The following is a 25,883-nucleotide window of genomic DNA, read 5'->3' as shown; positions in this document are numbered from 1 at the left end:
CGCCCGCAAGGTGGCGCCGCCCGACTGGCTCTGGCCGCGCGAGCCGCCGATCCGGGTGCGCAAGAACATCCCCGACAGCTGGATCGAACTGACCATCCGCGAGGGCCGCAACCGCCAGGTGCGCAGGATGACGGCGGCCGTGGGCCATCCGACGCTGCGACTGATCCGCTGGCGGGTGGGCGACTGGACGCTGGACGGTCTTGCCCCCGGCGCCTGGCGCGCGGCGTGACGCGCTTCCCGATTGTGCCGGTTACAAGATCGCCCCTGGCGCAGGCCCGCACCCGGAGATAGACAGGGATCATGGAACCGCCAGCCCCGCCGCCCACCCCCCAGGACAACAGCTCCGCCGGCCTGCTTTACGCGCTTTCGGCCTATCTGCTCTGGGGATTTCTGCCGCTGTTCATGAAGGCGCTCGACCAGGTCTCGCCTGTCGAGGTGGTGGCGCATCGGGTGATCTGGGCGGTGCCGGCCGCCCTGGCGGCGCTGATCTGGATGGGACGCACCCGCGATCTGCAAGCCGCGCTGCGCAATCCGCGGATGCTGGGCATGGCCACGGTCACCGCCTTGCTGGTCTCGCTGAACTGGTGCCTTTATGTCTGGGCGATCACCACGGGCCATGCGCTGGACGCGGCGCTTGGCTATTACATCAACCCGCTGTTCTCGATCCTCCTGGGCGCCGTCCTGCTGGGCGAGCGGCTGAGGGGCATCCAGTGGCTGGCGATCCTTTGCGTCGTCATCGCCGTCGCCATCCTGACATGGAAAGCCGGCAGCCTGCCGCTGGTGGCCATGGGGCTGGTGGTGACCTGGGGGTTCTACGCCTATTTCAAGAAGAGCCTGCCGGTCGGCCCGAACCAGGGCTTCGCGCTGGAAGTGCTGATCCTGCTGGTGCCCGCCGTCGCGGTTCTGGCCTGGCTCGGCTTTCAGGGCCGGATGGAGTTCCTGCACGGACCGGGCTTGCAGAGCTGGCTGCTGTTTCTGGCCGGCCCCGTCACCGCGCTGCCGCTGATGCTTTATGCCAATGGCGCCAAACGGCTGCGGCTGACCACCATCGCGCTAATGCAGTATATCTCGCCGACGATGATCTTCCTGCTGGCGGTCTTCGTCTTTCACGAGCCGTTCAGCCCGGCGACCCTGGTCGCTTTCGGCTTCATCTGGGTGGCGCTGGCGATCTATTCGGTCTCGATGATGCGGCGCGGCCCCGCCACCGTCTGATGGGGGCCGGCTGATCACTTCGCGCCCGTCACTGCGCGCCACAAGGGCGCGATCACCCGGGTCGCCAGCGGAATCAGCAAGAGCCCGAGCGCAAGGCCGAACACCCCGTCCAGCGCCGCCGTCACCACCCAGGCCAGCGCCGCCGAGCCGTTCGACACCGCTTCGGCCATGTGATGGATCGCCTCATAGGGCGCGGGCCAGAGACGGGTGATCTCAAGCCCGTGCAGCACGATACTGCCGCCAACCCAGAGCATCGCCGCCGTCCCCACCACCGACAGCACCCTGAGCAGCACCGGCATCCCGCGCACCAGCACCAGCCCGACCGCCCGCGTCAGGCCGAGCCGCCCGCTCGCCGCCAGATACAGGCCCACGTCGTCCATCTTCACGATCAGCGCCACCACGCCGTAGACCGCGACGGTGATCAGCACCCCCACCACCGCAAGCGTCGCCCCCTGCATCCACAGGCTGGGGCTTTCGATGACCGAGAGCGCGATGGTCATGATCTCGGCCGACAGGATGAAATCGGTCTTGATCGCGCCCGCGACCTTCTCCTCCTCCAGCCGCTTCTCGTCGCCGGGCGAGAAATCGGCCTCGACCCGGGCGTCGCCATGCGGAAACAACGCATGGAACACCTTCTCGGCGCCCTCGAAACACAGATAGGCACCGCCCAGCATCAGCAGCGGCGTGATCGCCTGGGGCAGGAAGCTCTGCAACAAGAGCAGCGCCGGCAAGAGCAGGATCAGCTTGTTGCGCACCGAGCCGAGCGCGATGCGCCAGATGATCGGCAGTTCGCGCGCGGGCTTGAATCCGGTGACGTATTTCGGCGTCACCGCCGCATCGTCGATCACCACGCCCGCGGCCTTGGCCCCGGCTTTCGCCGCCGCCGCCGCCACATCGTCGACCGAGGCTGCCGCCACTTTGGCAATGGCCGCCACATCGTCCAGCAGCGCCAGCAATCCGCTCATCGCTTTCTCCTGTTGCCCGGTCCGGCGCCATCCAGACACGGAATCACCCCCGCCCCGCAAGAGGCTCTCCGCCGGGCGGGGGTGCGGAAGCGGCCTTCTGCTATCGCTAGCAGATAGCGCAAACAAGGAAAGTTTGCGCTAACAACATGAAAACATGTCGTTTTTCATCTATGAATGTTCAGATCGACCAGCTAGCAGCTACAAGACCGCAGGATCGGAGCGCAAGAGACATGACCATCACCGTCGGAATCAACGGATTTGGCCGCATCGGCCGCTGCACCCTTGCCCATATCGCCGAGTCGAACCGCAACGACGTTCAGGTCGTCGCCGTCAACGCGACCGGTCCGATCGAAACCAACGCCCATCTGCTGAAATACGATTCGGTCCATGGCCGGTTCGGCGGCGCGGTGAAAGTGGTCGGCGACTCGCTCGATCTGGGCCGCGGCCCGATCCGGGTGATGTCGACCTACAACCCCGAAGAGCTGGACTGGGAAGGCGTCGACGTTGTGCTGGAATGCACCGGCAACTTCAACGACCGCAACAAGGCCGCCGTCCACCTGAGCCGCGGCGCGCGGCGCGTGCTGGTCTCGGCCCCGGCGAAGAACGCCGACAAGACCGTGGTCTATGGCGTGAACCACCGCAGCCTGACGCCCGAGCATCTGGTCGTCTCGAACGGCTCCTGCACCACCAACTGCCTCGCGCCGCTGGCCAAGGTGCTCAACGATGCCATCGGCATCGAATCGGGCATCATGACCACGATCCACAGCTACACCGGCGATCAGCCCACGCTCGACCGCCGCCACAAGGATCTGTATCGCGCCCGCGCCGCCGCCATGGCGATGATCCCCACCTCGACCGGCGCCGCCAAGGCGCTTGGCGAGGTGCTGCCGGAACTGAAAGGCAAGCTCGACGGTTCGGCGATCCGCGTCCCCACCCCGAACGTCTCGGCGGTGGATCTGACCTTCATCGCCGCGAAATCGGTCACCGCCGAGGAAGTGAACGAGATCGTGCGCGAGGCCGCCCAGGGCTATATGGGCATGGTCATGGCCTATGACCCCGAGCCCAAGGTCTCGATCGACTTCAACCACACGCCGCAATCCTCTATCTTCGCCCCCGACCAGACCAAGGTCGTCGGCCGTTCGGTGCGGGTGCTGGCCTGGTATGACAACGAATGGGGCTTCTCCTGCCGCATGGCCGATGTGGCCGGCGTGATGGGGCGGCTCGCGAACTGATCCCGCCGGCACAGGTCGGCCTTCGGAGAGAAGTGTTTGACCAACCGTGTGGCCCTCTTTCTGGCGCTGTTCCTCGGCGCCGCAATCGTGCTGGATCTGCTCCTCAACCAGGGGCAGATCTTTGTCTTTCTGGCGCAAAAGTTCCTGCATCTGGTCGACTGGGTTCAATTCTGGCGCTGATCGCGGCAGACTGAGGTTGCATTTTCCGCTATTCTGGCGTTGTTAGCGCTAGCATAAGGCCCCTGCCCGCGAACGGGTAAGGCCCGGACACCGCAGCACCCGGAGGAACAGGTCATGGTCGTCAAGGTTGCAATCAACGGATTTGGCCGCATCGGCCGCAATATCCTGCGCGCCATCGTGGAATCGGGGCGCACCGACATCGAGGTCGTGGCGCTGAACGATCTCGGCCCGGTCGAGACCAACGCGCATCTGTTGCGCTTCGATTCGGTGCATGGCCGCTTTCCGGGCGAGGTGACCACCGGCGAGGACTGGATCGACGCGGGCCGCGGCCCCATCCGGGTGACGGCGCTGCGCAATCCCGCCGACCTGCCCTGGGGCGATGTGGATGTGGTGCTGGAATGCACCGGCATCTTCACCTCGAAGGAGAAATGCCTGCCCCATCTGGAGAACGGATCGAAACGGGTGCTGATCTCGGCCCCCGGCGAAGGCGCCGACAAGACCGTGGTTTACGGCGTGAACCACCAGACGCTGACGAAAGACGACATCGTGGTCTCGAACGCATCCTGCACCACGAACTGCCTGTCGCCGGTGGCCAAGGTGCTGAACGAGGCGATCGGGATCGAGCGCGGCATGATGACCACGATCCACTCCTACACCGGCGATCAGCCGACGCTGGATACCTTTCACAAGGATCTCTACCGCGCCCGCGCGGCGGCCTTGTCGATGATCCCGACCTCGACCGGGGCGGCGAAGGCGGTGGGTCTGGTGCTGCCCGAGCTGAAGGGCCGGCTCGACGGTTTCGCGATCCGGGTGCCGACGCCGAATGTCTCGGCGGTGGATCTGAAATTCATCGCAAAACGCGAGACCACGGTGGAAGAGATCAACGCCGCGATCAGGGCGGCCGCCGACGGGCCGCTGAAAGGCATCCTCGGCTATACCGCGTTTAAGAACGTGTCGTCGGATTTCAACCACGACCCGCATTCCTCGGTCTTCCATCTCGACCAGACCCGGGTGCTGGAAGGCACCATGGCCTCGGTACTGGCCTGGTATGACAACGAATGGGGCTTTTCCTGCCGGATGGCCGATGTGGCGGTGGCGATGGGGCGGCTGATCTGATCCGGGGGCCCAAAATCTTTGAAGATTTTTGCAAATTCCTTCAAAGGAATTTGGGGGCGCCCCTTTTCCGTTCAGCGGTATTTCGCTTTCAGTGCCTCGGCCACCGCGGGCGGCACGAACCGGCTGACGTTGCCGCCGAGCCGGGCGATCTCTTTCACCAGTTTCGAGGCGATGGCCTGGCGGCGCGCATCCGCCATCAGGAAGACCGTCTCGACGCTGTCGTCGAGCGCGCGGTTCATCCCCACCATCTGGAACTCGTATTCGAAATCCGCCACCGCCCGCAGGCCGCGGATGATCACCCCGGCCCCCACGTCACGGGCGCAGTCGATCAGCAGATTTTCGAACGGATGGACCACGATTTCGCCGCCGGTGCGTTCGATGACGCCAGCGCATTCCTCGCGGATCATCTTCACCCGCTCGTCCAGGGTGAACAGCGGCCCCTTGTCGCGGTTGATCGCGACGCCGATCACCAGCCGGTCCACCAAAGCCATGGCGCGCTGGATGATGTCGGTATGCCCAAGCGTCACCGGGTCGAAGGTTCCCGGATAAAGGCCGATGCGCATGGGCTTTCCTCCCTGATCCCTGTGCCGCAGGCGCACGCAACAATATTACCCGCGCCTGCGCAAGACCAAATCGCCGCGGCGCGGCATCGCCGCCACGGCCCGCGGTCAGTAGCCCATGATCATCCCTTCGAGCGCGTCCTTCTCGGCGTTGAGTTCCTGCAACCGCGCCTTCACCACATCGCCGAGCGTGATGATCGCGATCACCTCACCGTCCTCGATCACCGGCATGTGGCGAAAGCGCCCCTCGGTCATCCGTTGCAGCACCTCGGTGTTCAGATCGCCGCCGGTGCAGGACACCAGTTTCGCGGTCATCAGATCCGCGACCTTCTGGTCAAGACATGCGCCGCCCGAACGGCCGAGTTCGCGCACGATGTCGCGTTCCGAGATGATACCGGCCGCCTTCTTTCCATCGGCCGAGACGACCAGCGCCCCGATCCGCTTTTCAGACAGCAGCGCCGCCGCATCGGCGACGGTTGCCTCGGGCGAGATGGTGATGACGCCCCCGACCGGCTTGGTTTTCAGGATCTGGCTGACAAGCATGGGGCTCCTCCTGCTTCGCTGGTCTGTCATCAGAAGCGTCCTGCGCCAGGGCGGAACTGTCAAGACGCCTCGTGCGAAGCGACTGAAATATCGTCCTTTTCATGCCTGGCCATCTCGGCGCGCGCTTCCCGCACCAGGGCAGTGGCGAAGCGGTTCAGCCTTTGCACCCGCCCATCATCAGCGTGACGGATCAGCCAGAAGCTCCGGGTCAGGCCCACCTCTTCGGGCAGAAGCCGCCTGAGTTCCGGCGCCGCCGCCATGGCGAAGTCATGCACCACGCCGATTCCCGCCCCCTGACGCAGGAAATTCAGTTGCACCGAAACCGAGTTCGAGGAAATCGCCGCCGGAGGGGCCCCGATCCCGGCCTGGTAGTCCAGTTCCTTGTCGAAGATCAGATCGGGGATATAGCCGACGAATCGCAATCCTTGCAGATCGGCGCGGCTTTTCGGCGCCGGATGGCGCGCGAGCCAGCTTTGGGACGCCGCCAGCACCAGCCGGTAATCGGCCAGCTTCTGCACCGTCAGCCTCCCGGTCTCGGGGCGCGAGACGCCGATCGCCATATCGGCCTCGCGTTTCGACAGGTTGAACACCCTCGGCAGCGCGACAAGCTGCACCTCCAGCCCCGGATTGGCATCGCAGATCCGCGCGATCACCGGCGGCAAGAGGTAATTGGCGCAGCCATCCGGCGCGCCCAGCCGGATCAGCCCGGTCAGCCCGGCCTCCTGGCCGCCCGCCGCCGCCTCGCCCGCCGCCAGCATCGCGGCCTCGGCCCGCTCGGCATGGGGAAGCAGCCGCTCGCCCGCCGGACTGAGCTGATAGCCCTGCGGACTGCGCGCGAACAGGCGCTGGCCCAGCCCCTCTTCCAGCCGGGCGATGCGCCGCCCCACAGTGGCCGCGTCGATCTTCAGCCGTTTCCCGGCGCCCGACAGGCTCTCGAACCGGGCGACCTCCAGAAAGATGCGCAGATCGTCCCAGTCCACCGCGACCCCTTTGCATAATTGCAAAACACGAATGAAGTATTGCCGCTTTATCCCGCATTTCCGCAAGGGTAAAACACCCTCAACGCAATTTCCATTCGGAGGGAATCCCATGCAGGAGATCGGTCACTGGATCGACGGCAAACTGGTCGCGGGCACATCGGGCCGCACCAGCGACGTGTTCAACCCGGCGACCGGCGAGGTTCAGGGCCGTCTGGCGCTGGCGACCCCCGCCGAGCTTGACGCCGCGATCCGCTCGGCGGCCGAAGCCCAGCTGAAATGGGGCGCGACCAATCCGCAGCGCCGCGCGCGGGTGATGATGAAATTCGCCGATCTGATCAACCGCGACATGGACAAGCTGGCGGAACTGGTCTCGCGCGAGCACGGCAAGACCCTGCCCGACGCGCGCGGCGACGTGCAGCGCGGGCTTGAGGTGGTCGAGGTCTGCATGGGCGCGCCCGCGATGCTCAAGGGCGAATACACCGACAGCGCCGGGCCTGGCATCGATCTTTACTCGATGCGCCAGCCGCTCGGCGTGGTCGCGGGCATCACGCCCTTCAACTTCCCGGCGATGATCCCGCTGTGGAAAATGGCGCCGGCGATTTCCGCCGGGAACGCGATGATCCTGAAACCGTCCGAGCGCTGCCCCTCGACCTCGCTTTACCTCGCGCAGCTGATCCAGGAGGCCGGGCTGCCCGACGGCGTGCTCCAGGTGGTGAACGGCGACAAGGAAATCGTCGATGCGCTCCTGGATCACGAGACGATACAGGCCATCGGCTTCGTCGGCTCGACCCCGATCGCGCAATATATCTACGGTCGCGCCGCGACGAACGGCAAGCGCGCGCAATGTTTCGGCGGCGCGAAGAACCATATGATCATCATGCCCGACGCCGATCTCGACAAAGCGGCGGATGCGCTGATCGGCGCCGGTTTCGGCGCGGCGGGCGAGCGCTGCATGGCGATCTCGGTCGCGGTGCCGGTGGGCGAGGCGACCGCCGACGCGCTGATCGAGCGTCTGGTGCCGCGGATCGAGAAGCTGAAGGTCGGCCCCTATACCGCGGGCGAAGACGTGGATTTCGGCCCGGTGATCACCTCGGCCTCGGCCGAGCGCATCCGCGGGCTGATCTCCTCGGGCGTGGACCAGGGCGCGAAACTGGTGGTCGATGGTCGCGACTTCCGCCTCCAGGGCTATGAGAAGGGCTTCTTCGTCGGCCCGACCCTGTTCGACAACGTGACCCGCGAGATGGAGATCTACAAACAGGAGATCTTCGGCCCGGTGCTTTCCCAGGTCCGCGCCGCCACCTACGAGGACGCGCTGAACCTGGTGATCGACAACGAATACGGCAACGGCACGGCGATCTTCACCGCCGACGGCGACACCGCGCGCGATTTCGTCTCCCGGGTGAACGTGGGCATGGTCGGGGTGAACTTCCCGATCCCGGTGCCGCTGAGCTATTACAGCTTCGGCGGCTGGAAGAAATCGGCCTTTGGCGATCTGAACCAATACGGGCCGGACGCCTTCCGCTTCTATACGAAGACGAAAACGGTGACCGCGCGCTGGTTCTCGGGAATCAAGGAAGGCGCCTCGCTGAACTTCAAGGCGATGGACTGACGACACCGAGGATGGGGGGCTGTCTGCCCCCCACGCACGCCGGAGGCGTGCTCCCCCCGAGGATATTTTCAGACAGAAAATGAGCAGGCCAGACGCTCACGCCTTCCTGCATTCACCCTGATGCAAATACCCTCGGGGGGGAGCGCGCTTTGGCGCGCGTTGGGGGGCAGACAGCCCCCCTTCGACGTTTCCTCCAGGGCGCACATCCCGCCTGGATCAGGCGCCCAGCACTGCCTCGGCCGCTTTGATCGCCGCCTCGGCCTGGGCGATGTCGGTGCCACCGGCCTGGGCCATGTCGGGGCGGCCGCCGCCGCCCTTGCCGCCCAAAGCCGCCGCCGCCGCCTTGACCAGATCCACCGCCGAGACCCGCGCGGTCAGGTCCTGGGTCACCCCCGCCGCCACCGCCGGTTTCGCGCCGGTATCGGCGATCAGCACCACCGCGCCCGAGCCGATCCGGCTCTTCATCTCGTCGATCAGCGCCGGCAGATCCTTGCCCGAGACGCCTTTCAGCACCTGGGCCACCAGCTTCACGCCGTTGATCTCTTTCGCCTCCGGCCCCGCCGCAGCGCCACCGCCCATGGCCAGTTCGCGGCGCAGGCCTGCGATCTCATTCGCGAGTTGACGGCGCTCCTCGGCCAGAGCGCGCACCCGTTCGACCACCTCGCCCACCGGCGCTTTCAGCACCGCGGCGACTTCGGAAAGCCGCGCGTCCTGGCCGCGCAGATGCGCCAGCGCCGCCTCGCCGGTCAGCGCCTCGACCCGGCGCACACCCGCCGAGGACGCGCTGTCGCCGAGGAGGATGAAGGCACCGATGTCGCCGGTGCGCACCACATGGGTGCCGCCGCACAGCTCCAGACTGTAGGTCTTCCCCTCGGCGCCCTTCCCGGAGCCCGGTTGCAGGCCCATCGACACCACACGCACCTCATCGCCGTATTTCTCGCCGAAAAGCGCCTGTGCGCCGAGCGCTCGGGCGTCGTCGGGCGTCATGATCCTGGTCTCGACCGGGCTGTTCTGCCGGACATATTCGTTCACCTCGGCCTCGACCTGCGCCAGTTCCGCGGGCGTCAGCGCCTGGGAATGCGAGAAATCGAAGCGCAGCCGGTCGGGCGCGTTGAGCGAGCCCTTCTGCGCCACATGCGCGCCGAGCGCGCCGCGCAGGGCCTCGTGCAGCAGATGGGTCGCGGAGTGGTTCGCCCGGATCGCCCGGCGCCGCGCGTGGCCAACCTCCAGCTTCGCGGGCTGGCCTTTCGCGACCGCGCCCTCGGTCACCGTGCCGATGTGGAGGAACACCCCCGCCGATTTGCGGGTGTCGGTCACCTCGACGAGGCCGGTGTCGGTGCGGATCCAGCCGGTGTCGCCGACCTGGCCGCCGGATTCGGCGTAGAACGGGGTCTGGTTGACCACGACCTGCACCGCCTCGCCGGTCTGGGCGGCGCCGATTCCGGCCCCGTCGCGCACCAGGGCCTGGATCACCCCCTCGGCGCTTTCGGTCTCATAGCCGAGGAATTCGGTCGGGCCGTTCGCCTCGGCCAGTTCGAACCAGATCTTCGCGTCCTTCGCCTCGCCCGAGCCCGCCCAGGACGCCCGCGCCTTGGCGCGCTGCTCGTCCATCGCGGCGTCGAACCCGGCGACATCGACGTTGCGGCCCATTTCGCGGAGCGCATCCTGGGTCAGATCGAGCGGGAAACCATAGGTGTCATACAGCCGGAAGGCCGCGGCGCCCGGAAGATCGGCGCCTTCGGGGATCTTCGCCAGTTCATCGTCCAGCAGCTTCAGCCCACGATCAAGGGTCTGGCCGAATTTGGTTTCTTCGAGCTTCAGCGTCTCTTCGATCAGCGACTGCGCCCGCACCAGTTCCGGGTAGGCCGCCCCCATCTGCCGCACCAGCGCCGGCACCAACCGGTACATCACCGGATCCTGCGCGCCCAGCATATGGGCATGGCGTGCGGCGCGGCGCAGGATGCGGCGCAGCACATAGCCGCGGCCCTCGTTCGAGGGCATCACCCCGTCGGCGATCAGGAACGAGGTCGAGCGCAGGTGATCGGCGATCACCCGGTGGTGCACCTTGCCCGGCCCGTCGGGATCGGCATGGGTCACATTCGCGCTGGCCTCGATCAGGCTGCGCATCAGATCGGTGTCGTAATTGTCGTGCTTGCCCTGCAAGAGCGCGCCGATCCGCTCCAGCCCCATGCCGGTGTCGATCGACTTCTTGTCGAGTTCGCGGCGCGAGCCGTCCTCGAACTGTTCATATTGCATGAAGACGTTGTTCCAGATCTCGATGAAACGGTCGCCGTCTTCCTCGGCCGAACCGGGCGGGCCGCCCCAGATCTTGTCGCCGTGGTCGTAGAAGATCTCGGTGCAGGGACCGCAGGGGCCGGTCGGGCCCATCATCCAGAAATTGTCGTTCGTCGGGATGCGGATGATCCGCTCCTCGGGCAGGCCGGCGACCTTTTTCCAGATCTGCGCCGCCTCGTCGTCGGTGTGGTAGACGGTGACCAGCAGGCGCTTGGGGTCGAGGTCGAAACCCTTGGTCAGGAGTTCCCAGGCGAAGGGGATCGCCTGATCCTTGAAATAATCGCCGAAGGAGAAATTCCCCAGCATTTCAAAGAAGGTATGGTGGCGCGCGGTGTAGCCCACATTGTCGAGATCGTTGTGCTTGCCCCCGGCGCGGACGCATTTCTGCGAGGTGGTCGCGCGCGTGTAGTCGCGATGCTCGGTGCCGGTGAAAAGGTTCTTGAACTGCACCATGCCCGAGTTGGTGAACATCAGCGTCGGATCGTTGCGCGGCACCAGCGGAGAGGACTCCACCACGCGGTGCCCGTTCTTCTCAAAGAAATCGAGGAAGGTGGAACGGATGTCGTTGAGCGACGCCATGGGCCGGGCCTCTTGCGGGGGTTGATCGTGTCAGCGTTCCATGTAACGGCCCTGCAATCCTCTGTCCACGGGCGGATTCGCGGGGCCTTGCGAAAAAGGCCCGGGCGCCGTGCGATCAGGCGCGGAAGCCCGGTGCGGAGCGATGGGAGCCCCCGGCGAGGGCCTCGAGTATGCCATCCGCAGCGCTTAAACCGCCCACTCCGCCGCGGCGGAGTAGCTTGGCAGTCTGGCCCTCTCCACGATTGCAGAACGGTTGAGAAAGGCCAGGTTGTCATCTGCCTGGCTCCGCCAGCAGATGTGCAGGGCGGCGCGGCGGGTCTGCCGGAACGGATCGCCTGGGCAGATACCCACGCGGCAGAAACGGTGTTCAGCCGCAAAGCAACCGAACGGCCCAGCCCTGCCCGACGCATCTGCGTGGGAAATATGCTGCTCTCCCGGCCTGTCCGGCACCTCCGCGAGGCATGTCTGTTCTGGCGCGAGAACCATCGCGGCCGGGCAGCCGGCCTGTTTTCCCGGGTCGGGTCCTGAAAACGGCCGGAAACCATGTCTCCGGCCTTTCATTCCAACGGGAAGCGGCGCCCGTCAGCCGTCGTCCTCGACCACGCCATCCTCGCCCGACATGTGGAAATCGAGCCCGTTGGCGGCGCGGATTTTATCCTCGATGTCCTGGGCCATGGCCGGGTTGTTCTTCAGGAAGGTCTTGGCGTTTTCGCGGCCCTGGCCGATGCGCTCGTCCTTGTAGGAATACCAGGCGCCGGATTTCTCGACCACGCCCGCTTTGACGCCGATATCGACCAACTCGCCGGTCTTCGAGATGCCCTCGCCATACATGATGTCGAATTCCACCTGTTTGAACGGCGGCGCGACCTTGTTCTTGACCACTTTCACCCGGGTGGTGTTGCCGACCACCTCGTCGCGGTCCTTGATCGCGCCGATGCGGCGGATGTCGAGACGGACGCTCGCGTAGAATTTCAGCGCATTGCCGCCGGTGGTGGTTTCGGGGCTGCCGAACATCACACCGATCTTCATGCGGATCTGGTTGATGAAGATCACCATGCAATTCGAGCGCCCGATCGAGGCGGTCAGCTTGCGCATCGCCTGGCTCATCAGCCGGGCCTGGGCGCCAACGGTGGCATCGCCCATATCGCCCTCAAGCTCAGCCTTGGGCGTCAGCGCCGCGACCGAGTCGACCACGATCAGCGAAACCGCGCCCGAGCGCACGAGGGTATCGACGATTTCCAGCGCCTGTTCCCCGGTGTCGGGCTGACTGATCAGCAGTTCATCCAGGTTGACACCGAGTTTCTTGGCGTAAAGCGGGTCCAGCGCGTGTTCGGCATCGACAAAGGCGCAGACGCCGCCCTTCTTCTGCTCTTCGGCCACCACATGCAGCGTGAGCGTGGTCTTGCCCGAACTTTCCGGCCCGTAGACCTCGACGATCCGCCCTTTGGGCAGCCCGCCGATCCCGAGCGCGATGTCGAGCCCCAGCGAGCCGGTCGAGGTCGCCTCGATCTCCATCACCGGGTTGTTCTCACCCAGCTTCATGATCGAGCCCTTGCCGAACTGCCGTTCGATCTGCTGGAGAGCGCTTTCCAGCGCCTTCTGCTTATCCATGTCCCGCTTGCTCCCGAAGTCCAGCAGACTGGCTGTCGCCATTTTTCGTCCCCTTATTCCACAGCCGCCCGCGAGCAGCAATCCCGGCATATGTTCCGCATATGTTCGCACCCCTTATGCGATCAAAACAGGAACAAATCAACAGCATTCTCGTAAAATCAGCTTTTGCGCAGTTTCCTTAACGGATAGTTTACGCCGGTGCGGAAAACCGTCCGAAGATGCAAAATCGCCCCCGATACCGAAGGAGACAAAGGGATGCTGGTGTTCTGGGAGCAGCGGCTCGCCTTTCTGGCAACGCCGAAGACGGGATCGACCGCCATCGCGAGCGCGCTCGAATCGCTCGCCTCGGTCTCGCTCCAGCGACCGCCGGTGCTGAAACACACCACGGTTCACCGCTTCGAGCGCTTCATCCGCCCCTATCTGGAAGCCGCCTCGAAGAAAGACGACTGGTGCCTCGTCGCGCTGATGCGCGAGCCGCGCGACTGGCTGGGATCATGGTACCGCTTCCGCTCGCGCGAGGATCAGACCGATCCGCTGAAATCCACCCGCGGCATGAGTTTCGACGATTTCGTCCGCGGCTGGTGCGCCGATCCGCGGCCCGCTTTCGCCGATGTCGGCGCGCAGGAGAAATTCCTGCGCCCGCGTCAGGGCCGGGGTCTCGACCGGCTGTTCCGTTACGAGGAGATGGACAGCTTCGTCGATTTCCTTGAGGAAAGGCTCGGCTGCGAAATCACCCTGCCCCGGGTCAATGTCTCGCCCCCCGGCGCGACCGCGCTTTCTCCGGCGACCGAGGCCCTGCTGCACCAGGTGGCGGCCGCCGATTTCCGCCTCTACGAGACGTTGCAGCATCAGTGAAGCTGGCCCTGGACCGTTGCCGTCAGGTCGTTGAGTGAAAAGGGTTTCGGCAGGAAGACCGAATTCGGGATCTGCGACTGATCGGCGGCGAGATGGTCCTCGGCATAACCCGAGACGAAGACCACCCGGGCGTCTGGCCGGTCTTCCAATGCGCGTTTCACCCAGGACGGGCCGTCCATCCCCGGCATCACCACATCGGTGACGAAAATGTCCACCGCCAGCCCGGGATCCTCCAGGAGGTGCAGGGCCTCTTCGGCATTGGCAGCCTCGATCACCGTATAGCCGCGCAGCCGCAGCGCGCGGCTGGCGAAAGCGCGCACCGGCGCCTCGTCCTCGACCAGCAGCACCACGCCCGCGCCATTCCTCAGGACCAGCGGTCGCTGCCCCTCGGGCGCGGCCTCTTCGGTTTCGCCCTCGTAAACCGGGAACAGGATCTCGAAGGTGGTGCCCTGGTCGGGCATGCTCTCGACGAAGACATAGCCGCCCGACTGTTTGACGATACCGTAGACGGTGGAAAGACCGAGGCCGGTGCCTTCGCCGATCCGCTTGGTGGTGAAGAAGGGCTCAAAGATCTTGCCGAGCCGGTCGGGCGGAATGCCGCAGCCGGTATCGCTGACCCGGATCACCGACCAGCGCCCGGCCGGAATGGTCGCCCCGTCGCGCAGAAGCGGCTGATCGAGGGTGACGGCCTCGGTCGAGATGCGGATCGTGCCGCGGCCGGCCATCGCGTCGCGCGCATTCACCACCAGGTTCATCAGCACCTGTTCCAGCCGCCGCCGGTCGGCGCGCACCGGACCGAGCGAGGGGTCGTGCGAATGGATCAGCCGGATCTTCTCGCCCACCAGCCGGTTCAGCAGATGCACCATCTCGGCCAGCACCTCGGGCAGGTCGAGCCGCTCGGGCCGCAACGTCTGCTTGCGCGAGAAGGCCAGCAACTGGCTGACCAGCGCCGCAGCCCGGTTGGCGTTCTGGCGGATCTGCTCCAGATCGGCGAAATCCGTATCCTCCTGGCCGCGGCGCAGCAGCAGAAGGTCGCAATGGCCCGAGATCGCCGTCAGCAGATTGTTGAAATCATGCGCGATTCCCCCCGCGAGCTGGCCGATCGCCTGCATCTTCTGGCTCTGGTCGAACTGCGCCTCCATCCGTTTCAGCGCGGTGACATCCGACAGGATCGCCAGCGCGAAAGCGCGGCCGTTCTCGATGAACCGGCTGAGCTGAACCTGGACGAAACTGTCCTCCTCGCCGCCCCTGAGCCGCATCATCTCGGCCCCGCCGGGCAGGCGCTGGCCGATCACATCCGAGAGCCAGTCGTTCACCGGCCGGCCCAGATCCTCGAACAGCTCGTGGAAGCTGAGCGCCGCCACCGAGCGGGTGCCGAGCATCTCCCGTGCGGCGCGGTTGGCCGAGCGCAGCCCGCCGTCGGCGCCGAATTTCATCAGCGCGACCGGCACATTCTCGAAATCGACCGGGACGGAATCGGCCTCGCTCCGCATCGGCGCGGGCAGCAGGAAGATCTCGCGCCGGTCGCCCGGCCCGTCGAGTTCGGCCACGATGGCGCGCATCGTGCCGCCGGCTGCGGCGATCGCCACCTCTTCACCGCTGTTGAAACGCGGTTGCAGGAAAATACGGTCGAGCCGTTTGGGCCGCTCGCCGACCAGCCGGCGCAGGGCCTCGTTGGAGAACAGAACCACGCCCGCGCGATTGGCGACCGCCATCGGCAGGCTCAACCCCTCGGCGCCGCGGCCGGCGGGGCTGCGATCCTCGAATTCCTCAAGCCGCCAGAGGAACCTGTCCGATCCGATCCGGTGCACCGAGAGCCGCAGATGGCCGCGCCGGGTGACCACATCCTCGTACATGCCGCCCTGGGCCGCCGCGCGGGTTTGCAGCCGGTACATCACCGCCGAAGGCGAGGCGATCTGTTCGTGCAGTTGCGCGGCCAGGGTGACCGCCGGGGTATCGCCGAACCGGGCCTGGGCCGCGCGGTTGCGGTAAAGGATCTGGCCGAGCGCGTCGGTGGTAAAACACGGCGCCGCATCCTCGCCCACCAGCGCCGAGAGCCGGGCGAAAAGCTGTTCATCCTCGCGCCGGGCCAGCCGGGCAAGGCCCCACAGCGCCAGCGTCACCATGACCAGCGCAAGCCCCGTCGCCGCCAGCGTGAAGCGCAGGCCATCGTCCCCCGCCAGTGCCGCCAGCCCCAGGCTGACCGCAGCCACACCCGCGAGCCAGCCCGAGCGGCCGGCAAGATTGCGCGCGGCATCAAGCACGCCCCTGGTTTCCGCCCCCGGCACCTGCACCCATCCCTCCGCAACAGCCCGCGCATTACAGACAGAACAGACGCCGGAAATCGTTAACCACGGCTTAACCGCACTGAGAATTTGCGCTTTTTCATCCGCTGTGGCGCAAAAGCGCCAGGAAAAATCCGTCGCCGCCCTCAAGCGGGCCATAGCGGCGGGTCAGGACCGTCTCCCAGCGGGGGCTGCGGGACAGGAATGCCTGAACCCGGGCCTCGTTCTCTTCGCGCAGGAAGGAACAGGTCGCATAGGCCAGCCAGCCGCCGGGCGCGACCATGGCCGCGGCGCGCTCAAGGATCGCCGACTGGATCGCGGTCAGTTCGTCCAGCCGCGCGGGCGTCAGGCGCCATTTCCCCTCGGGATCGCGCCGCCAGCTGCCCGAGCCGGAACAGGGCACATCGGTCAGCACCAGATCGAAGGGCGCGGCCTCTTCCGGGCGCGCGGTCAGGGTGACGCGGACGCCGGCGCGGGCAGCGCGGATCTTCAGATCCTCCATCCGGCGCGGCTGCGCGTCATGGGCCCACAGGCGCAGATCGGCCCGCGCCGCCATGGCGAGGGTCTTGCCGCCGCCCCCCGCGCAATGATCAAGCACCCGCATCCCGTCCGTCAGCGGCAGCGCGGCGATCACCGCCTGCGAGGCGGCGTCCTGGAGTTCGGCCAGACCTTCGGCGAAGGCCCGCGCCTGGCGCAGCCGTGACGCGCCTTGCGTCACCTGCAAGGCGGCCTCGGCCAGGGGGTGCGGCGCGGTGACGATCCCCTCGTCGGCCAGCGCCGCGGCAGCACCCGCACGGCTGATCTTCGCCAGATTGACCCGCAAGATCACCGGCGCGCGTTCGCGCATCAGCTGCATCGTCGCCTCGAAATCCTCGCCCAAAGCCGCGCGCAGCGGCGGCTCCAGCCAGTCGGGAATGTCGAATGCCGCCGCCCCCACCGCCGCGCGTGGCGCCTCATCGGGCCGCACCCGGGCGGGACCATGGGCCGAGCCGTCGAACCAGCTGTCCTCCGGCTCCCCGCGTGCGCGGAGCACCCCGAGCACCAGCGCCCGGCCATCCTCGCCGCCGCCGAGCGCCGCGGCGCTTCGGCGCTGGCGAAGCGCATCATAGACCAGATCGCGCACCGCCGCGCGATCCTTGGATCCGGCATAGCGCGCGCCGCGCGCCCAGGCTGTCAGCGCCTTCTCGGCAGGCTCGCCCGCCAGAACCCGGTCGAGCACCTCTGTCGCCGCCGCCGCGCGGCCGGGAGCCTGCATCTTACGCCCCTGCCCGGCGCCGGGCCGGTGCGGAAAACCCTGGTGATCGTGCCATCGATACCCCCTGCGGACAGAACCCGCGTGATCCTCCGAAACCGCGCGCGCTGCAAGCGCATGCCGCCCCGGGGAAAGAACGGCCCCCCGGAAACGGCAGGAACGGGTCAGCCGGCGCTCTTGCGTCCGGTAAAGAGCAGCCTTGCGAAAGGACAGGTCCATCCGGCGGCGCAAAGGCCCTTCTCCGGCGATGCCTGCGCGGCAGAAGCGAAAGGCATGGCGGGCTTGCACCGATCCGGGCCGCAGCCGGCAGGCCACCGTGCGGAAACGGTGAGGGGCGGCCACGGGGGCCGCCCTCGCGCCCTCAGCCCACGCGGTAGTTCGGGCTTTCGCGGGTGATCTGCACGTCATGGACGTGGCTTTCCTTCAGCCCCGCCCCGGTGATCCGCACGAACCGGCAGTTCTGCCGCATCTCGGCCACCGTCGCATTGCCGGTATAGCCCATGGCGGCGCGCAGGCCCCCGACCATCTGATGCAGCACGGTCGCCGCCGCGCCCTTGTAGGGCACCTGGCCCTCGATCCCCTCGGGGACCAGCTTGTCCGAGGACGCTTCCTTCTGGAAATAGCGATCCGCCGAGCCGCGCGCCATGGCGCCGATCGAGCCCATGCCGCGATAGCTCTTGAACGAGCGCCCCTGCCACAGGATCACCTCGCCCGGGCTCTCGTCGGTGCCCGCGATGGCCGAGCCGACCATGGCGCAGGAGGCCCCCGCCGCGATGGCCTTGGCGAAATCGCCCGAGAATTTGATGCCGCCGTCGGCGATCACCGGCACGTCGCCCGCGGCCTGGGCGGAATCCATGATCGCGGTCAGTTGCGGCACGCCGACGCCCGCGACGATGCGGGTGGTGCAGATCGAGCCCGGGCCGATCCCGACCTTGACCGCATCCGCCCCCGCCCCGATCAGGGCGCGGGTGGCCTCGGCGGTGGCGACGTTGCCTGCCACCACCTGAACACGGTTCGAGAATTTCTTGATCCGCTCGACCGCGATGGCGACGCCTTCGCTGTGGCCATGCGCGGTGTCGATCACCACCATATCCACGCCCGCCTCGATCAGGGCCTGGCTGCGCTCGAACCCGGCATCGCCCACGGTCGAGGCGGCGGCGACGCGCAGGCGCCCCAGCTCATCCTTGCAGGCCTGGGGGTTCAGCACCGATTGCTCGGTGTCCTTCAGCGTCAGCAGGCCGGTCAGCTTGCCCGCCCCGTCGGTGACCAGCAGTTTCTCGATCCGGCGCGCCTTCATCAGGCTGATCGCGGCGTCGCGGTCCACCGGCTCGCGCAGCACCGCCAGATTGTCCGCGGTCATCATCACCGAGACCGGCGTCCTCTCGTCGCTCGCGAAACGCATGTCGCGGTTGGTGACGATGCCGACCACCCGGCCGTCGCCGTCCACCACCGGAAAGCCGGTGATGTGATAGCGCTCCATCAATTCTTTCGCATCCGCCAGCGTCTGCTCGGGGCGAAGTGTGATCGGCGCATAGACCACGCCCGATTCGAAGCGTTTGACGCGCGAGACCTCGCGCGCCTGCTCTTCGGTACCGAGATTGCGGTGGATCACCCCGATCCCGCCCGCCTGCGCCATGGCGATGGCCATGCGCGCCTCGGTCACGGTGTCCATCGCGCTCGACAGAAGCGGGATGTTCATGCGGATCGAGCGGGTGACATAAGTGGAAGTGTCCGCCGTCCCCGGCAGAACGGAACTCGCGGCGGGCACGAGCAGGACATCGTCGAAGGTGAGAGCCTCGCGAATCTCCATAGGAATCTCCTCAGGGATCGTCGTTTGGCGGTTCCCTGTTTCACTTCCCCGGCGGATGCGCAAGGGTTTTCATGCGGTTTTCGCGGGGTTTTCGCGCAAAACAATCCTGCCGAATGCAGCTTTGCAAAGCCGGGCCTTGCAAGCCGCCGCGGGCCTTGCCGATATGGCGGGCAAAAGGAATCCCCCATGCGCGTCGCCATCGTCGAGAACACCCCCAGCACCCAGCACGGCCAGCTCGGCGTGGCGCTGCACGAGGCCGGCGCCGCCATCGACCTTTACAAGCCGCGCCAGGGCGATGTTTTGCCCGCCGGGATCAATGCCGATGCGCTGGTGGTGTTCGGCGGCGAACAGGCGGCGAACGACGACGCGGCGCATCCCTATCTGCCGCAGCTCGCGCAGATGATGCGCGACTGGTCCGGGGCCGGGCTGCCGGTGCTGGGGGTCTGCCTTGGCGCGCAGATCCTCGCGCGCGGCTTCGGGGCCGAGAACCTGCTGGGCCAGGCGCCCGAATTCGGCTGGTGCGAGGTGGAACTGACGGCCGAGGCGGGCGAGGATCCGGTTCTGGGCCACCTGCCCGCGCGCTTTCCGATCTACCAGATGCACACCGACACGTTTGGATTGCCCGAGGGCGCGGTGCGCCTGGCGGGGTCTTCGGTGACGCCGAACCAGTGTTTCCGCATCGGGCGCGCGACCTATGGCATGCAGTTCCATTTCGAGGCCAACCGCAACGTCGCCGCCGCCTGGAACCACGATTTCCCCGAAGTGATCGAGCGGATGCGCCCAGGCTGGCTGCGCGACATGCCCGCCGAGGCGGCCCGGCTCGGTGCCGCAGCCGACGCCCATGGCCTCGCCATCGCCCGGGCCTGGGTGGCGCTGATCTGAGGCGTCACGCCTCGGCGGCGTTGGTCAGCGCGGCGAGCCGCCCGCCCGGCCAGAGCCGCAGCACCCGCCAGGCGATCAGCGGCACCACCACGCCGGCAGCCGCCAGCGCCAGCCAGCCCGCAACCGTCGCGCCGTTCAGGAACAGCATCCCGGCAAAGGCGCTCAGCGGGAAGGTGAAGGCGCCCCAGAGCGGCGAGAACCCCGCCGCCGTGATCCAGCGCGCCGCCAGACTCAGCGCCGCGAGAATCGCCACCGCCAGAGCCGCGAACCCCAGGGCCACCCCGGGCCAGCCGTTCAGCACCGCGACCGAGGAAAACAGGCTCATGGGCGCCAGATGGATCGCCAGCATGGGCCGCAACGGCGCGGGCGGCACCCGGCGGATCAGTTGCACCAGGCTCACCGCCATGATCGCCAGCGCCGCCGCCAGCGCGAGGAAAAACAGCGTGACCGACAGCCCCCGCAGCCCGAGCATCGCGGCCGCAAGCGCGCCCACCACCGGGCCGGTGAAGATCAGATGCCAGCCCGGATCGACTCCGCGCGCCCCGGGCGGCAGCGCCGCCACCCCCCGCAGCACCAGAAGCGCCAGCACCCCATGCGCGGCAAGCGCCAGGATCAGCACCCCCTGCGCCAGCCCCGGCGCATAGGGCGCAAGAATCGCCGCGGAAGCCATCGCCGCCATTCCCGCCGCGCCCAGTCCGGCGCGCGACGGCACGACACGAATATCTTCCATGATAACAGGGGCTCGCCTGACGATCTTCACCCCATAAGCGAAGAGCGCGAAAGCGATGAGCGGCAGGACCAGCCCCGCGAGCAGATCCCCGGCCCAGGGCGCAAGCCCGGTCGCCGCCAGCCCCGTCCGCAGCGCAAGCTGCAATCCACAAAGGCCCAGAATCACGGGAAAAACCGCCGAAGGCGTGCGGGCGAACAGTGCCGCGCGGCGCGGCGGAAATTCCGGCGGTGGGTAAGCCCTGGGGCGCGGGCGGACGGTCGGTTGCGGCATGATCTCTCCCTTCCGGCCCATCACATCCTGCGCAGGTGTCGCCCGCAAGGGTCAAAGGCGTCGCAGCCCGGCTTGCCAATCTGCCCGCCCCGCGACAGTCTGCCCCCCGACAGAAGACAACAGGGACGAGGACCATGAGTTCCAACAGCTATGACAGCGGGCGACTGAATCTGCCCTTCGTGGGAATCTCCACCTTCGGCAAGCGCCCCTATCAGGGCGACTGGTCGGCGATCGCGGCCGATGTGGCGGTGCTCGGCGCACCGTTCGATTTCGGCACCCAGTTCCGCGCCGGCGCCCGCTTCGGGCCGCGCGCGATCCGCGAGGCCTCGACCCTGTTCTCCTTCGGCCATGGCGGCGCCTATGACCACGAGGACGACGCGACCTATCTCGGCCCCGATGTCAGCATCGTCGACATCGGCGACGCCGATATCGTCCATACCGACACCGAGACCAGCCACGCCAATATCGAGAAGGGCGTGCGCGCCATCCTCGACGCGGGCGCGCTGCCGGTGGTGCTGGGGGGCGACCATTCGGTCAACATCCCCTGCATCCGCGCCTATGAGGGCCGCGGCCCGATCCATATCCTGCAAATCGACGCCCATCTCGATTTCGTCGACGTGCGCCACGGCGTCCGCCACGGCCACGGCAATCCGATGCGCCGCGCGGCCGAGAAGGAATATGTCTCGGGGATCACCGCTCTCGGGATCCGCAACGTCTCCTCGACCGCGAAAGACGGCTATGACGCCGCGCGCAAGATGGGCGACGACATCCTCTCGGTCCGCCAGGTCCGCAAACTCGGGACCGAGGGCGTGCTCGACCGCATCCCGAAGGACGCGCGGATCTACGTCACGCTCGACATCGACGGTTTCTGCCCCTCGATCGCGCCCGGCACCGGCACGCCCTCGCACGGCGGCTTCCTCTATTACGAGGTGCTGGAGATCCTCCAGGCGGTGGCCAACCGGCACGAGGTGGTGGGGATGGATCTGGTCGAGGTGGCGCCGGATTACGATCACAGCGGCTCGACCCAGATCCTCGCGGCGCAGGTGCTGCTGAACTTCCTCGGCTTCATCTTCCACGCCCGCAGCCAGCGCGGCTGAGGCCGCCCGGCTTGCGGTCGGGCCCCGAAGCCCCGTATCCCTGAGGGAGAGCGCAAAGGGAGAACGCCATGAGCCTCGCGATCCTCGCCGATATCGGCGGCACCAATACCAGGGTCGCGCTGGCCGAGGGCGCGCGGGTGCTGGAGGGCAGCATCCGCCGATATCCGAATGCGGACTACAGGGCGCGCGGCGAGGATATCGCCGCGATCCTGAGCGAATATCTCGGCGAGAGCGGCGCCCGGGTCGGGGGCGCCTGCGTCGCCGCCGCCGGGCCGGTGCGCGCCGGAATCGCGCGGATGACCAATCTCGACTGGGTGATCGGGCCGGAAAAGCTCGCGGCCGCCACCGGCGCGCAGCGGGTGGCGATCCTGAACGACCTTCAGGCCCAGGGCCATGCGCTCGGCCATATCGCGGCAGACAGGCTGCGCCCGCTGATCGCGGGCCCGCGCGAGGATGGCGCGCCGATGCTGGTCATCGGCCTCGGCACCGGGGTCAATGCCGCGCCGGTGCATGGGCGGGGTGCCGCGCGGGTGGTGCCGCCGTCCGAGAGCGGCCATATGAACATGCCGGTGCGCAGCGAGGAAGACCTGCGCCTGATGCGATTCATCGAATCACTGCTGGCGGGCCAGGGCGAGCCCCCGCATTGCGGTGTGGAAGAGGTGCTCTCAGGCCGCGGCCTCGGCAACCTCTTCGCCTTCGCCGCCGCCGAGGCGGGTTTGCCGGGCAGCAAGACCGCGGCAGAGGTGATCGCCGCGCTTGAGGCAGGCGAGACGGTGGCAGACCATGCCGCCGCGCTTTACACCCGCATCCTTGCGCAGTCTCTTGCGGATCTGGCGCTGACCCATCTGCCCTGGGGCGGGATCTGGCTGATCGGCGGCATGGCCCGCGCCATGGCCCCGCATCTGGCCCGCCTGCGGCTGGCTGAACAGTTCCGCGAGCCGCGCCGGGTGGACCTCCTGACCCATGCTTTCGCCGTCAGCGTGGTCGAGGACGATTACGCCGCCCTCACCGGCTGCGCCGCCTGGCTCGAAGCCCTGCGCAGAGGCTGAGCGCCCTCGCCCCTCTCCGGGCCGGTCGCCCGCGACGAAGCGGCGGATGCGCGCCGCGCGGGGATATTTAAGGACAGAAAATGCCCCTCTTTGTCATTTTCTGTCTCTAAATATCCCGGGGGTGAGCGCGGAACGCGCGAGGGGGCTGGCCCCCTCCCCCGCTTTCAGCCCGGCAGCCGCTCCTTCAGGAAGCCGAGCGCGGCGCCAAGGCCATCGGGCGCGATGCCGTGGCCGGTGCCCTTCATCACATGGGCATAGGTCTCGAACCCGGCGCCGGTCAGCGCCTGGCCCGAGAGGTCCATCTCGGCGAAGGGCACCATCGGATCCTGATCGCCGTGGATCAGCAGCACCGGCGGCTTCACCTTCGCCTCGGCCGCCAGCAGTTCCGGCACCAGCAGCCGGCCCGAGATCGCCACGATCGCCGCCACCGGCGCATCGCGGCGCGGTGCGACATGCAGGCTCATCATCGCGCCCTGCGAAAAGCCCACCAGCGCCAGCGCCTCCGGCCCCAGCCCTTCGTCGAGCAGCCGCGCCTCCAGAAAACCGTTCAGGTCTTGCGCCGCCGCCAGCAGACCGGCGCGGGCCGCTTCCTCGCTGGAACCATCAAGCCAGGGGATCGGGAACCACTGCCGCCCGAAAGGATTGCCGGCGCAGGGCTCGGGCGCGTCGGGGGCGACGAAGGCGGTGCCGGGCAGATGCGGCGCCAGCACGTCGCCAAGGCCCAGGAGATCGTTGCCATCCGCGCCGTAGCCGTGCAGCAGCACCACGAGCGACCTCGCCTGGCCCTGCGCCGCGCCTTTGCGGCCGAAATTCAGTTCCCTCATCCGATGATCCCCTCGCGGCCCTTGTCCACCCGGTAGTAGGCCCAGAGAAGCCGCGCCGCAACCGCCCGCCAGGGCGACCAGGTTTCCGCCAGCTGCCGCAGGGCGCGCTCGTTCGGCCGCGTCTCCAGCCCGAACAGCCGCCGCGCCGATTCCTGCAACGCCAGATCCGCGGGCGCGAAGACATCGGCATGGCCGAGCGCGAACATCGCATAGATCTCGGCGGTCCAGCGCCCGATCCCCGGCAGCGCCGTCAGTTGCGCCACCACCTCGCCGGTGGGCGCCTCGCGCAGCGCGGGATAATCGAGCGCCGCATCGGCCAGCGCCTTGACATAGCGCGCTTTCTGCCGCGACAGGCCCGCGGCGCGCAGATCGTCCTCACCCACCCCGCGGATCGCCTCTTCCGAACTGAGTCCCGCCGCCTGCATCCGCGCGAGGATCGCCCGCGCCGAGGCGACCGAGACCTGCTGGCTGACGATGGCATCCAGAAGCGCGCCGAACCCGTCCGCGCGCAGCCGCAGCGGCAAGGGCCCGGTCAGCCGGTAAGCCCCGGCAAAGCGCGGCTCGTGTGAGGAGAGCCAGGCCATGCCCTCGGTCAGGCAGGCGTCGGAGCGGATCAGGCGCAGGGTCATGGCGGCAGGATGCGCATGGCCGGCGGGGGAAGGCAATCCGCGCCGCGCGCAGATCGGGGCTTGACCCTCCTGCGCCGGAAGGCGTTCGGTGGCGCCAACCAGCGGAGTGCAGATGATTCCTTCCGATTCCACCGCAAAGCGCAATGTCTTCGTTCTCATCCTCGCCCAGGCAATCCTCGGCGCGCAGATGCCCATCGTCTTCACCGTCGCGGGGCTTGCGGGCCAGACGCTGGCGCCGAATATCTGCTGGGCGACGCTGCCGATCTCGCTCTCGGTCATGGGCTCGATGCTGACGGCCGCACCGATCTCGGCCTTCATGCAGCGCCATGGCCGCACCGCGGGCTTCGTCCTCGGCGCTCTGGGCGGCGCTCTGGGCGGGGTCTTCGGGGCCTGGGGGCTGTGGAGCGGCAGTTTCGCATTGTTCTGCCTCGGCGCCTTCCTGACCGGCATCTATATGAGCGCGCAGGGCTTTTACCGTTTCGCCGCCGCCGATACCGCCTCCGAGAGCTTCCGGCCCAAGGCGATCTCCTGGGTGATGGCGGGGGGGCTGCTGTCCGCAGTGATCGGGCCGCAGATCGTCAAGCTGACCGCAACCGCCTGGGTGGTGCCGTTCATCGGCACCTATCTTTCGGTGATCGCGCTGAACCTCGTCGGAATGTTTCTGTTCTTCGCGCTGAGGATCCCGCGCCCGGCGCCGCCTGCCGCCGGTGTGGCGCGCGGCCGCAGCCGGGCCGAGCTGATCCGCACCCCGGCGATCGCGGTGGCGATGATCTGCGCCACGGTGTCCTACGCGCTGATGAACCTCGTGATGACCTCTTCGCCGCTGGCGGTGGTGGGCTGCGGGTTCGAGACCTCGGACGCCGCCGATGTGGTCTCGGCCCATGTGCTGGCGATGTATGTGCCCAGCTTCTTCACCGGCCATCTGATCGCGCGGTTCGGGGTCGAGAAGATCATCGCGCTCGGCCTGACCATCCTGGCCGGAGCCGGCGCGGTCGCCATGTCCGGCGTGGAGTTGGAGCATTTCTTCGCCGCGCTGATCCTGCTGGGGATCGGCTGGAACTTCGGCTTCATCGGCGCCACCACCATGCTGACCCAGGCGCAGCGGCCCGAGGAGCGCGGGCGGCTTCAGGGGCTGAACGATCTGGTGGTGTTCGGCGGCGTGACCATGGCCTCGTTCTCGTCGGGCGGGCTGATGAACTGCTCGGGCGGCTCGGTCCAGGCGGGCTGGCAGATGGTGAACCTTGCCATGCTGCCCTTCCTCGTCATGGCCGGGGGGGCACTGATCTGGCTCTGGCTGCGCCCGCAGGAGCGGGCCTGA

23 protein-coding genes are annotated in these 25,883 nt (G+C 67.4%); 11 read left to right on the top strand and 12 right to left on the bottom strand.

What is annotated here, in order from left to right; genetic code table 11:
- Together XINFAN_RS14015 and rarD are read left to right on the top strand one after the other, a co-directional pair.
- The coding region (locus tag XINFAN_RS14015; RefSeq protein WP_494338101.1) for a pseudouridine synthase family protein at window positions 1-229 on the top strand (229 nt) is incomplete at its 5' end.
- 71 nt (window positions 230-300) lie between these two features.
- Window positions 301-1,212, top strand: a complete 912-nt coding sequence (gene rarD, locus XINFAN_RS14010) for an EamA family transporter RarD (RefSeq protein WP_124087479.1) — start codon at window positions 301-303, stop codon at window positions 1,210-1,212.
- A gap of 14 nt (window positions 1,213-1,226) precedes the next feature.
- Here the strand turns inward: rarD and XINFAN_RS14005 are convergent, their stop codons facing one another.
- Window positions 1,227-2,177 carry a DUF808 domain-containing protein gene (locus XINFAN_RS14005; protein WP_124087478.1) on the bottom strand — a complete coding sequence of 317 codons (951 nt, stop codon included), beginning with the start codon at window positions 2,175-2,177 and terminating at the stop codon, window positions 1,227-1,229.
- 230 nt (window positions 2,178-2,407) lie between these two features.
- On the opposite strand from XINFAN_RS14005, the gene gap (XINFAN_RS14000) reads away from it, so the two are divergent.
- The 3 genes from gap (XINFAN_RS14000) (at window position 2,408) to gap (XINFAN_RS13995) (ending at window position 4,705) form a co-directional block, all read left to right on the top strand.
- Window positions 2,408-3,409: a type I glyceraldehyde-3-phosphate dehydrogenase gene (gap, locus tag XINFAN_RS14000; protein ID WP_124087477.1), complete on the top strand. Its 1,002-nt coding sequence runs from the start codon at window positions 2,408-2,410 to the stop codon at window positions 3,407-3,409.
- A gap of 36 nt (window positions 3,410-3,445) precedes the next feature.
- Window positions 3,446-3,589, top strand: a complete 144-nt coding sequence (locus XINFAN_RS21975; RefSeq protein WP_199286426.1) for a hypothetical protein — start codon at window positions 3,446-3,448, stop codon at window positions 3,587-3,589.
- Window positions 3,590-3,703: 114 nt separating this feature from the next.
- Window positions 3,704-4,705, top strand: coding sequence for a type I glyceraldehyde-3-phosphate dehydrogenase (gene gap, locus XINFAN_RS13995; RefSeq protein ID WP_124087476.1), 1,002 nt, complete (start codon window positions 3,704-3,706; stop codon window positions 4,703-4,705).
- 71 nt (window positions 4,706-4,776) lie between these two features.
- Here the strand turns inward: gap (XINFAN_RS13995) and coaD are convergent, their stop codons facing one another.
- From coaD to XINFAN_RS13980, 3 genes are all read right to left on the bottom strand, one after another.
- Window positions 4,777-5,268: a pantetheine-phosphate adenylyltransferase gene (gene coaD, locus XINFAN_RS13990; protein WP_124087475.1), complete on the bottom strand. Its 492-nt coding sequence runs from the start codon at window positions 5,266-5,268 to the stop codon at window positions 4,777-4,779.
- Window positions 5,269-5,373: 105 nt separating this feature from the next.
- The gene (locus XINFAN_RS13985; RefSeq protein WP_124087474.1) at window positions 5,374-5,808 is read right to left on the bottom strand and encodes a CBS domain-containing protein; all 435 of its coding nucleotides are present in this window, start codon (window positions 5,806-5,808) and stop codon (window positions 5,374-5,376) included.
- A 59-nt stretch (window positions 5,809-5,867) separates the two neighbouring features.
- Window positions 5,868-6,788, bottom strand: coding sequence for a LysR family transcriptional regulator (locus XINFAN_RS13980; protein ID WP_124087473.1), 921 nt, complete (start codon window positions 6,786-6,788; stop codon window positions 5,868-5,870).
- Window positions 6,789-6,897: 109 nt separating this feature from the next.
- Here XINFAN_RS13980 and XINFAN_RS13975 point away from each other — a divergent pair, with 109 nt between their 5' ends.
- Complete coding sequence (locus tag XINFAN_RS13975) at window positions 6,898-8,397, top strand: CoA-acylating methylmalonate-semialdehyde dehydrogenase (RefSeq protein WP_124087472.1); 1,500 nt, start codon at window positions 6,898-6,900, stop codon at window positions 8,395-8,397.
- Window positions 8,398-8,613: 216 nt separating this feature from the next.
- Here XINFAN_RS13975 and alaS read toward each other — a convergent pair whose 3' ends face one another.
- Together alaS and recA are read right to left on the bottom strand one after the other, a co-directional pair.
- On the bottom strand, window positions 8,614-11,271 hold the full coding sequence (alaS, locus tag XINFAN_RS13970; RefSeq protein WP_124087471.1) for an alanine--tRNA ligase: 2,658 nt from the start codon (window positions 11,269-11,271) through the stop codon (window positions 8,614-8,616).
- 582 nt (window positions 11,272-11,853) lie between these two features.
- Complete coding sequence (gene recA, locus XINFAN_RS13965) at window positions 11,854-12,924, bottom strand: recombinase RecA (RefSeq protein WP_124087470.1); 1,071 nt, start codon at window positions 12,922-12,924, stop codon at window positions 11,854-11,856.
- A 213-nt stretch (window positions 12,925-13,137) separates the two neighbouring features.
- Here recA and XINFAN_RS13960 point away from each other — a divergent pair, with 213 nt between their 5' ends.
- On the top strand, window positions 13,138-13,737 hold the full coding sequence (locus XINFAN_RS13960) for a hypothetical protein (protein ID WP_124087469.1): 600 nt from the start codon (window positions 13,138-13,140) through the stop codon (window positions 13,735-13,737).
- Here XINFAN_RS13960 and XINFAN_RS13955 read toward each other — a convergent pair.
- From XINFAN_RS13955 to guaB, 3 genes are all read right to left on the bottom strand, one after another.
- Entirely contained in the window at window positions 13,731-16,031 is a 2,301-nt protein-coding gene (locus XINFAN_RS13955) for an ATP-binding protein (protein WP_233352215.1), read from the bottom strand. The two genes, XINFAN_RS13960 and XINFAN_RS13955, sit on opposite strands and share 7 nt — an antisense overlap.
- 91 nt (window positions 16,032-16,122) lie before the next feature.
- A complete protein-coding gene (locus tag XINFAN_RS13950; protein WP_124087467.1) occupies window positions 16,123-17,277 on the bottom strand; it encodes an RsmB/NOP family class I SAM-dependent RNA methyltransferase in 1,155 nt (384 codons plus the stop codon).
- A 358-nt stretch (window positions 17,278-17,635) separates the two neighbouring features.
- Window positions 17,636-19,084 (bottom strand): IMP dehydrogenase, encoded by a 1,449-nt coding sequence (gene guaB / locus XINFAN_RS13945; protein WP_124087466.1) that lies wholly within the window; start codon window positions 19,082-19,084, stop codon window positions 17,636-17,638.
- A gap of 186 nt (window positions 19,085-19,270) precedes the next feature.
- On the opposite strand from guaB, the gene XINFAN_RS13940 reads away from it, so the two are divergent.
- On the top strand, window positions 19,271-19,966 hold the full coding sequence (locus tag XINFAN_RS13940) for a type 1 glutamine amidotransferase (protein WP_124087465.1): 696 nt from the start codon (window positions 19,271-19,273) through the stop codon (window positions 19,964-19,966).
- 4 nt (window positions 19,967-19,970) lie between these two features.
- On the opposite strand, the gene XINFAN_RS13935 is transcribed toward XINFAN_RS13940, so the two are convergent.
- Window positions 19,971-20,966: a TDT family transporter gene (locus tag XINFAN_RS13935; protein ID WP_124087464.1), complete on the bottom strand. Its 996-nt coding sequence runs from the start codon at window positions 20,964-20,966 to the stop codon at window positions 19,971-19,973.
- A 134-nt stretch (window positions 20,967-21,100) separates the two neighbouring features.
- Between XINFAN_RS13935 and speB the strand changes: the two genes are divergently transcribed.
- Together speB and XINFAN_RS13925 are read left to right on the top strand one after the other, a co-directional pair.
- Window positions 21,101-22,063 (top strand): agmatinase, encoded by a 963-nt coding sequence (gene speB / locus XINFAN_RS13930; protein WP_124087463.1) that lies wholly within the window; start codon window positions 21,101-21,103, stop codon window positions 22,061-22,063.
- A gap of 68 nt (window positions 22,064-22,131) precedes the next feature.
- Window positions 22,132-23,112, top strand: coding sequence for a glucokinase (locus XINFAN_RS13925; RefSeq protein ID WP_124087462.1), 981 nt, complete (start codon window positions 22,132-22,134; stop codon window positions 23,110-23,112).
- Window positions 23,113-23,276: 164 nt separating this feature from the next.
- Here XINFAN_RS13925 and XINFAN_RS13920 read toward each other — a convergent pair whose 3' ends face one another.
- Both XINFAN_RS13920 and XINFAN_RS13915 read right to left on the bottom strand, forming a co-directional pair.
- Entirely contained in the window at window positions 23,277-23,936 is a 660-nt protein-coding gene (locus XINFAN_RS13920) for an alpha/beta hydrolase (protein ID WP_124087461.1), read from the bottom strand.
- Window positions 23,933-24,565: a DNA-3-methyladenine glycosylase family protein gene (locus XINFAN_RS13915; RefSeq protein ID WP_124087460.1), complete on the bottom strand. Its 633-nt coding sequence runs from the start codon at window positions 24,563-24,565 to the stop codon at window positions 23,933-23,935. The genes XINFAN_RS13920 and XINFAN_RS13915 overlap by 4 nt, the downstream gene beginning before the upstream one ends.
- 112 nt (window positions 24,566-24,677) lie before the next feature.
- Here XINFAN_RS13915 and XINFAN_RS13910 point away from each other — a divergent pair, with 112 nt between their 5' ends.
- Window positions 24,678-25,883 carry an MFS transporter gene (locus tag XINFAN_RS13910; protein WP_124087459.1) on the top strand — a complete coding sequence of 402 codons (1,206 nt, stop codon included), beginning with the start codon at window positions 24,678-24,680 and terminating at the stop codon, window positions 25,881-25,883.

The sequence above is a fragment of the Pseudogemmobacter humi genome (assembly GCF_900609055.1).
Classification (GTDB): domain Bacteria; phylum Pseudomonadota; class Alphaproteobacteria; order Rhodobacterales; family Rhodobacteraceae; genus Pseudogemmobacter; species Pseudogemmobacter humi.
This window is presented reverse-complemented; position numbering and strand designations above follow the sequence as displayed.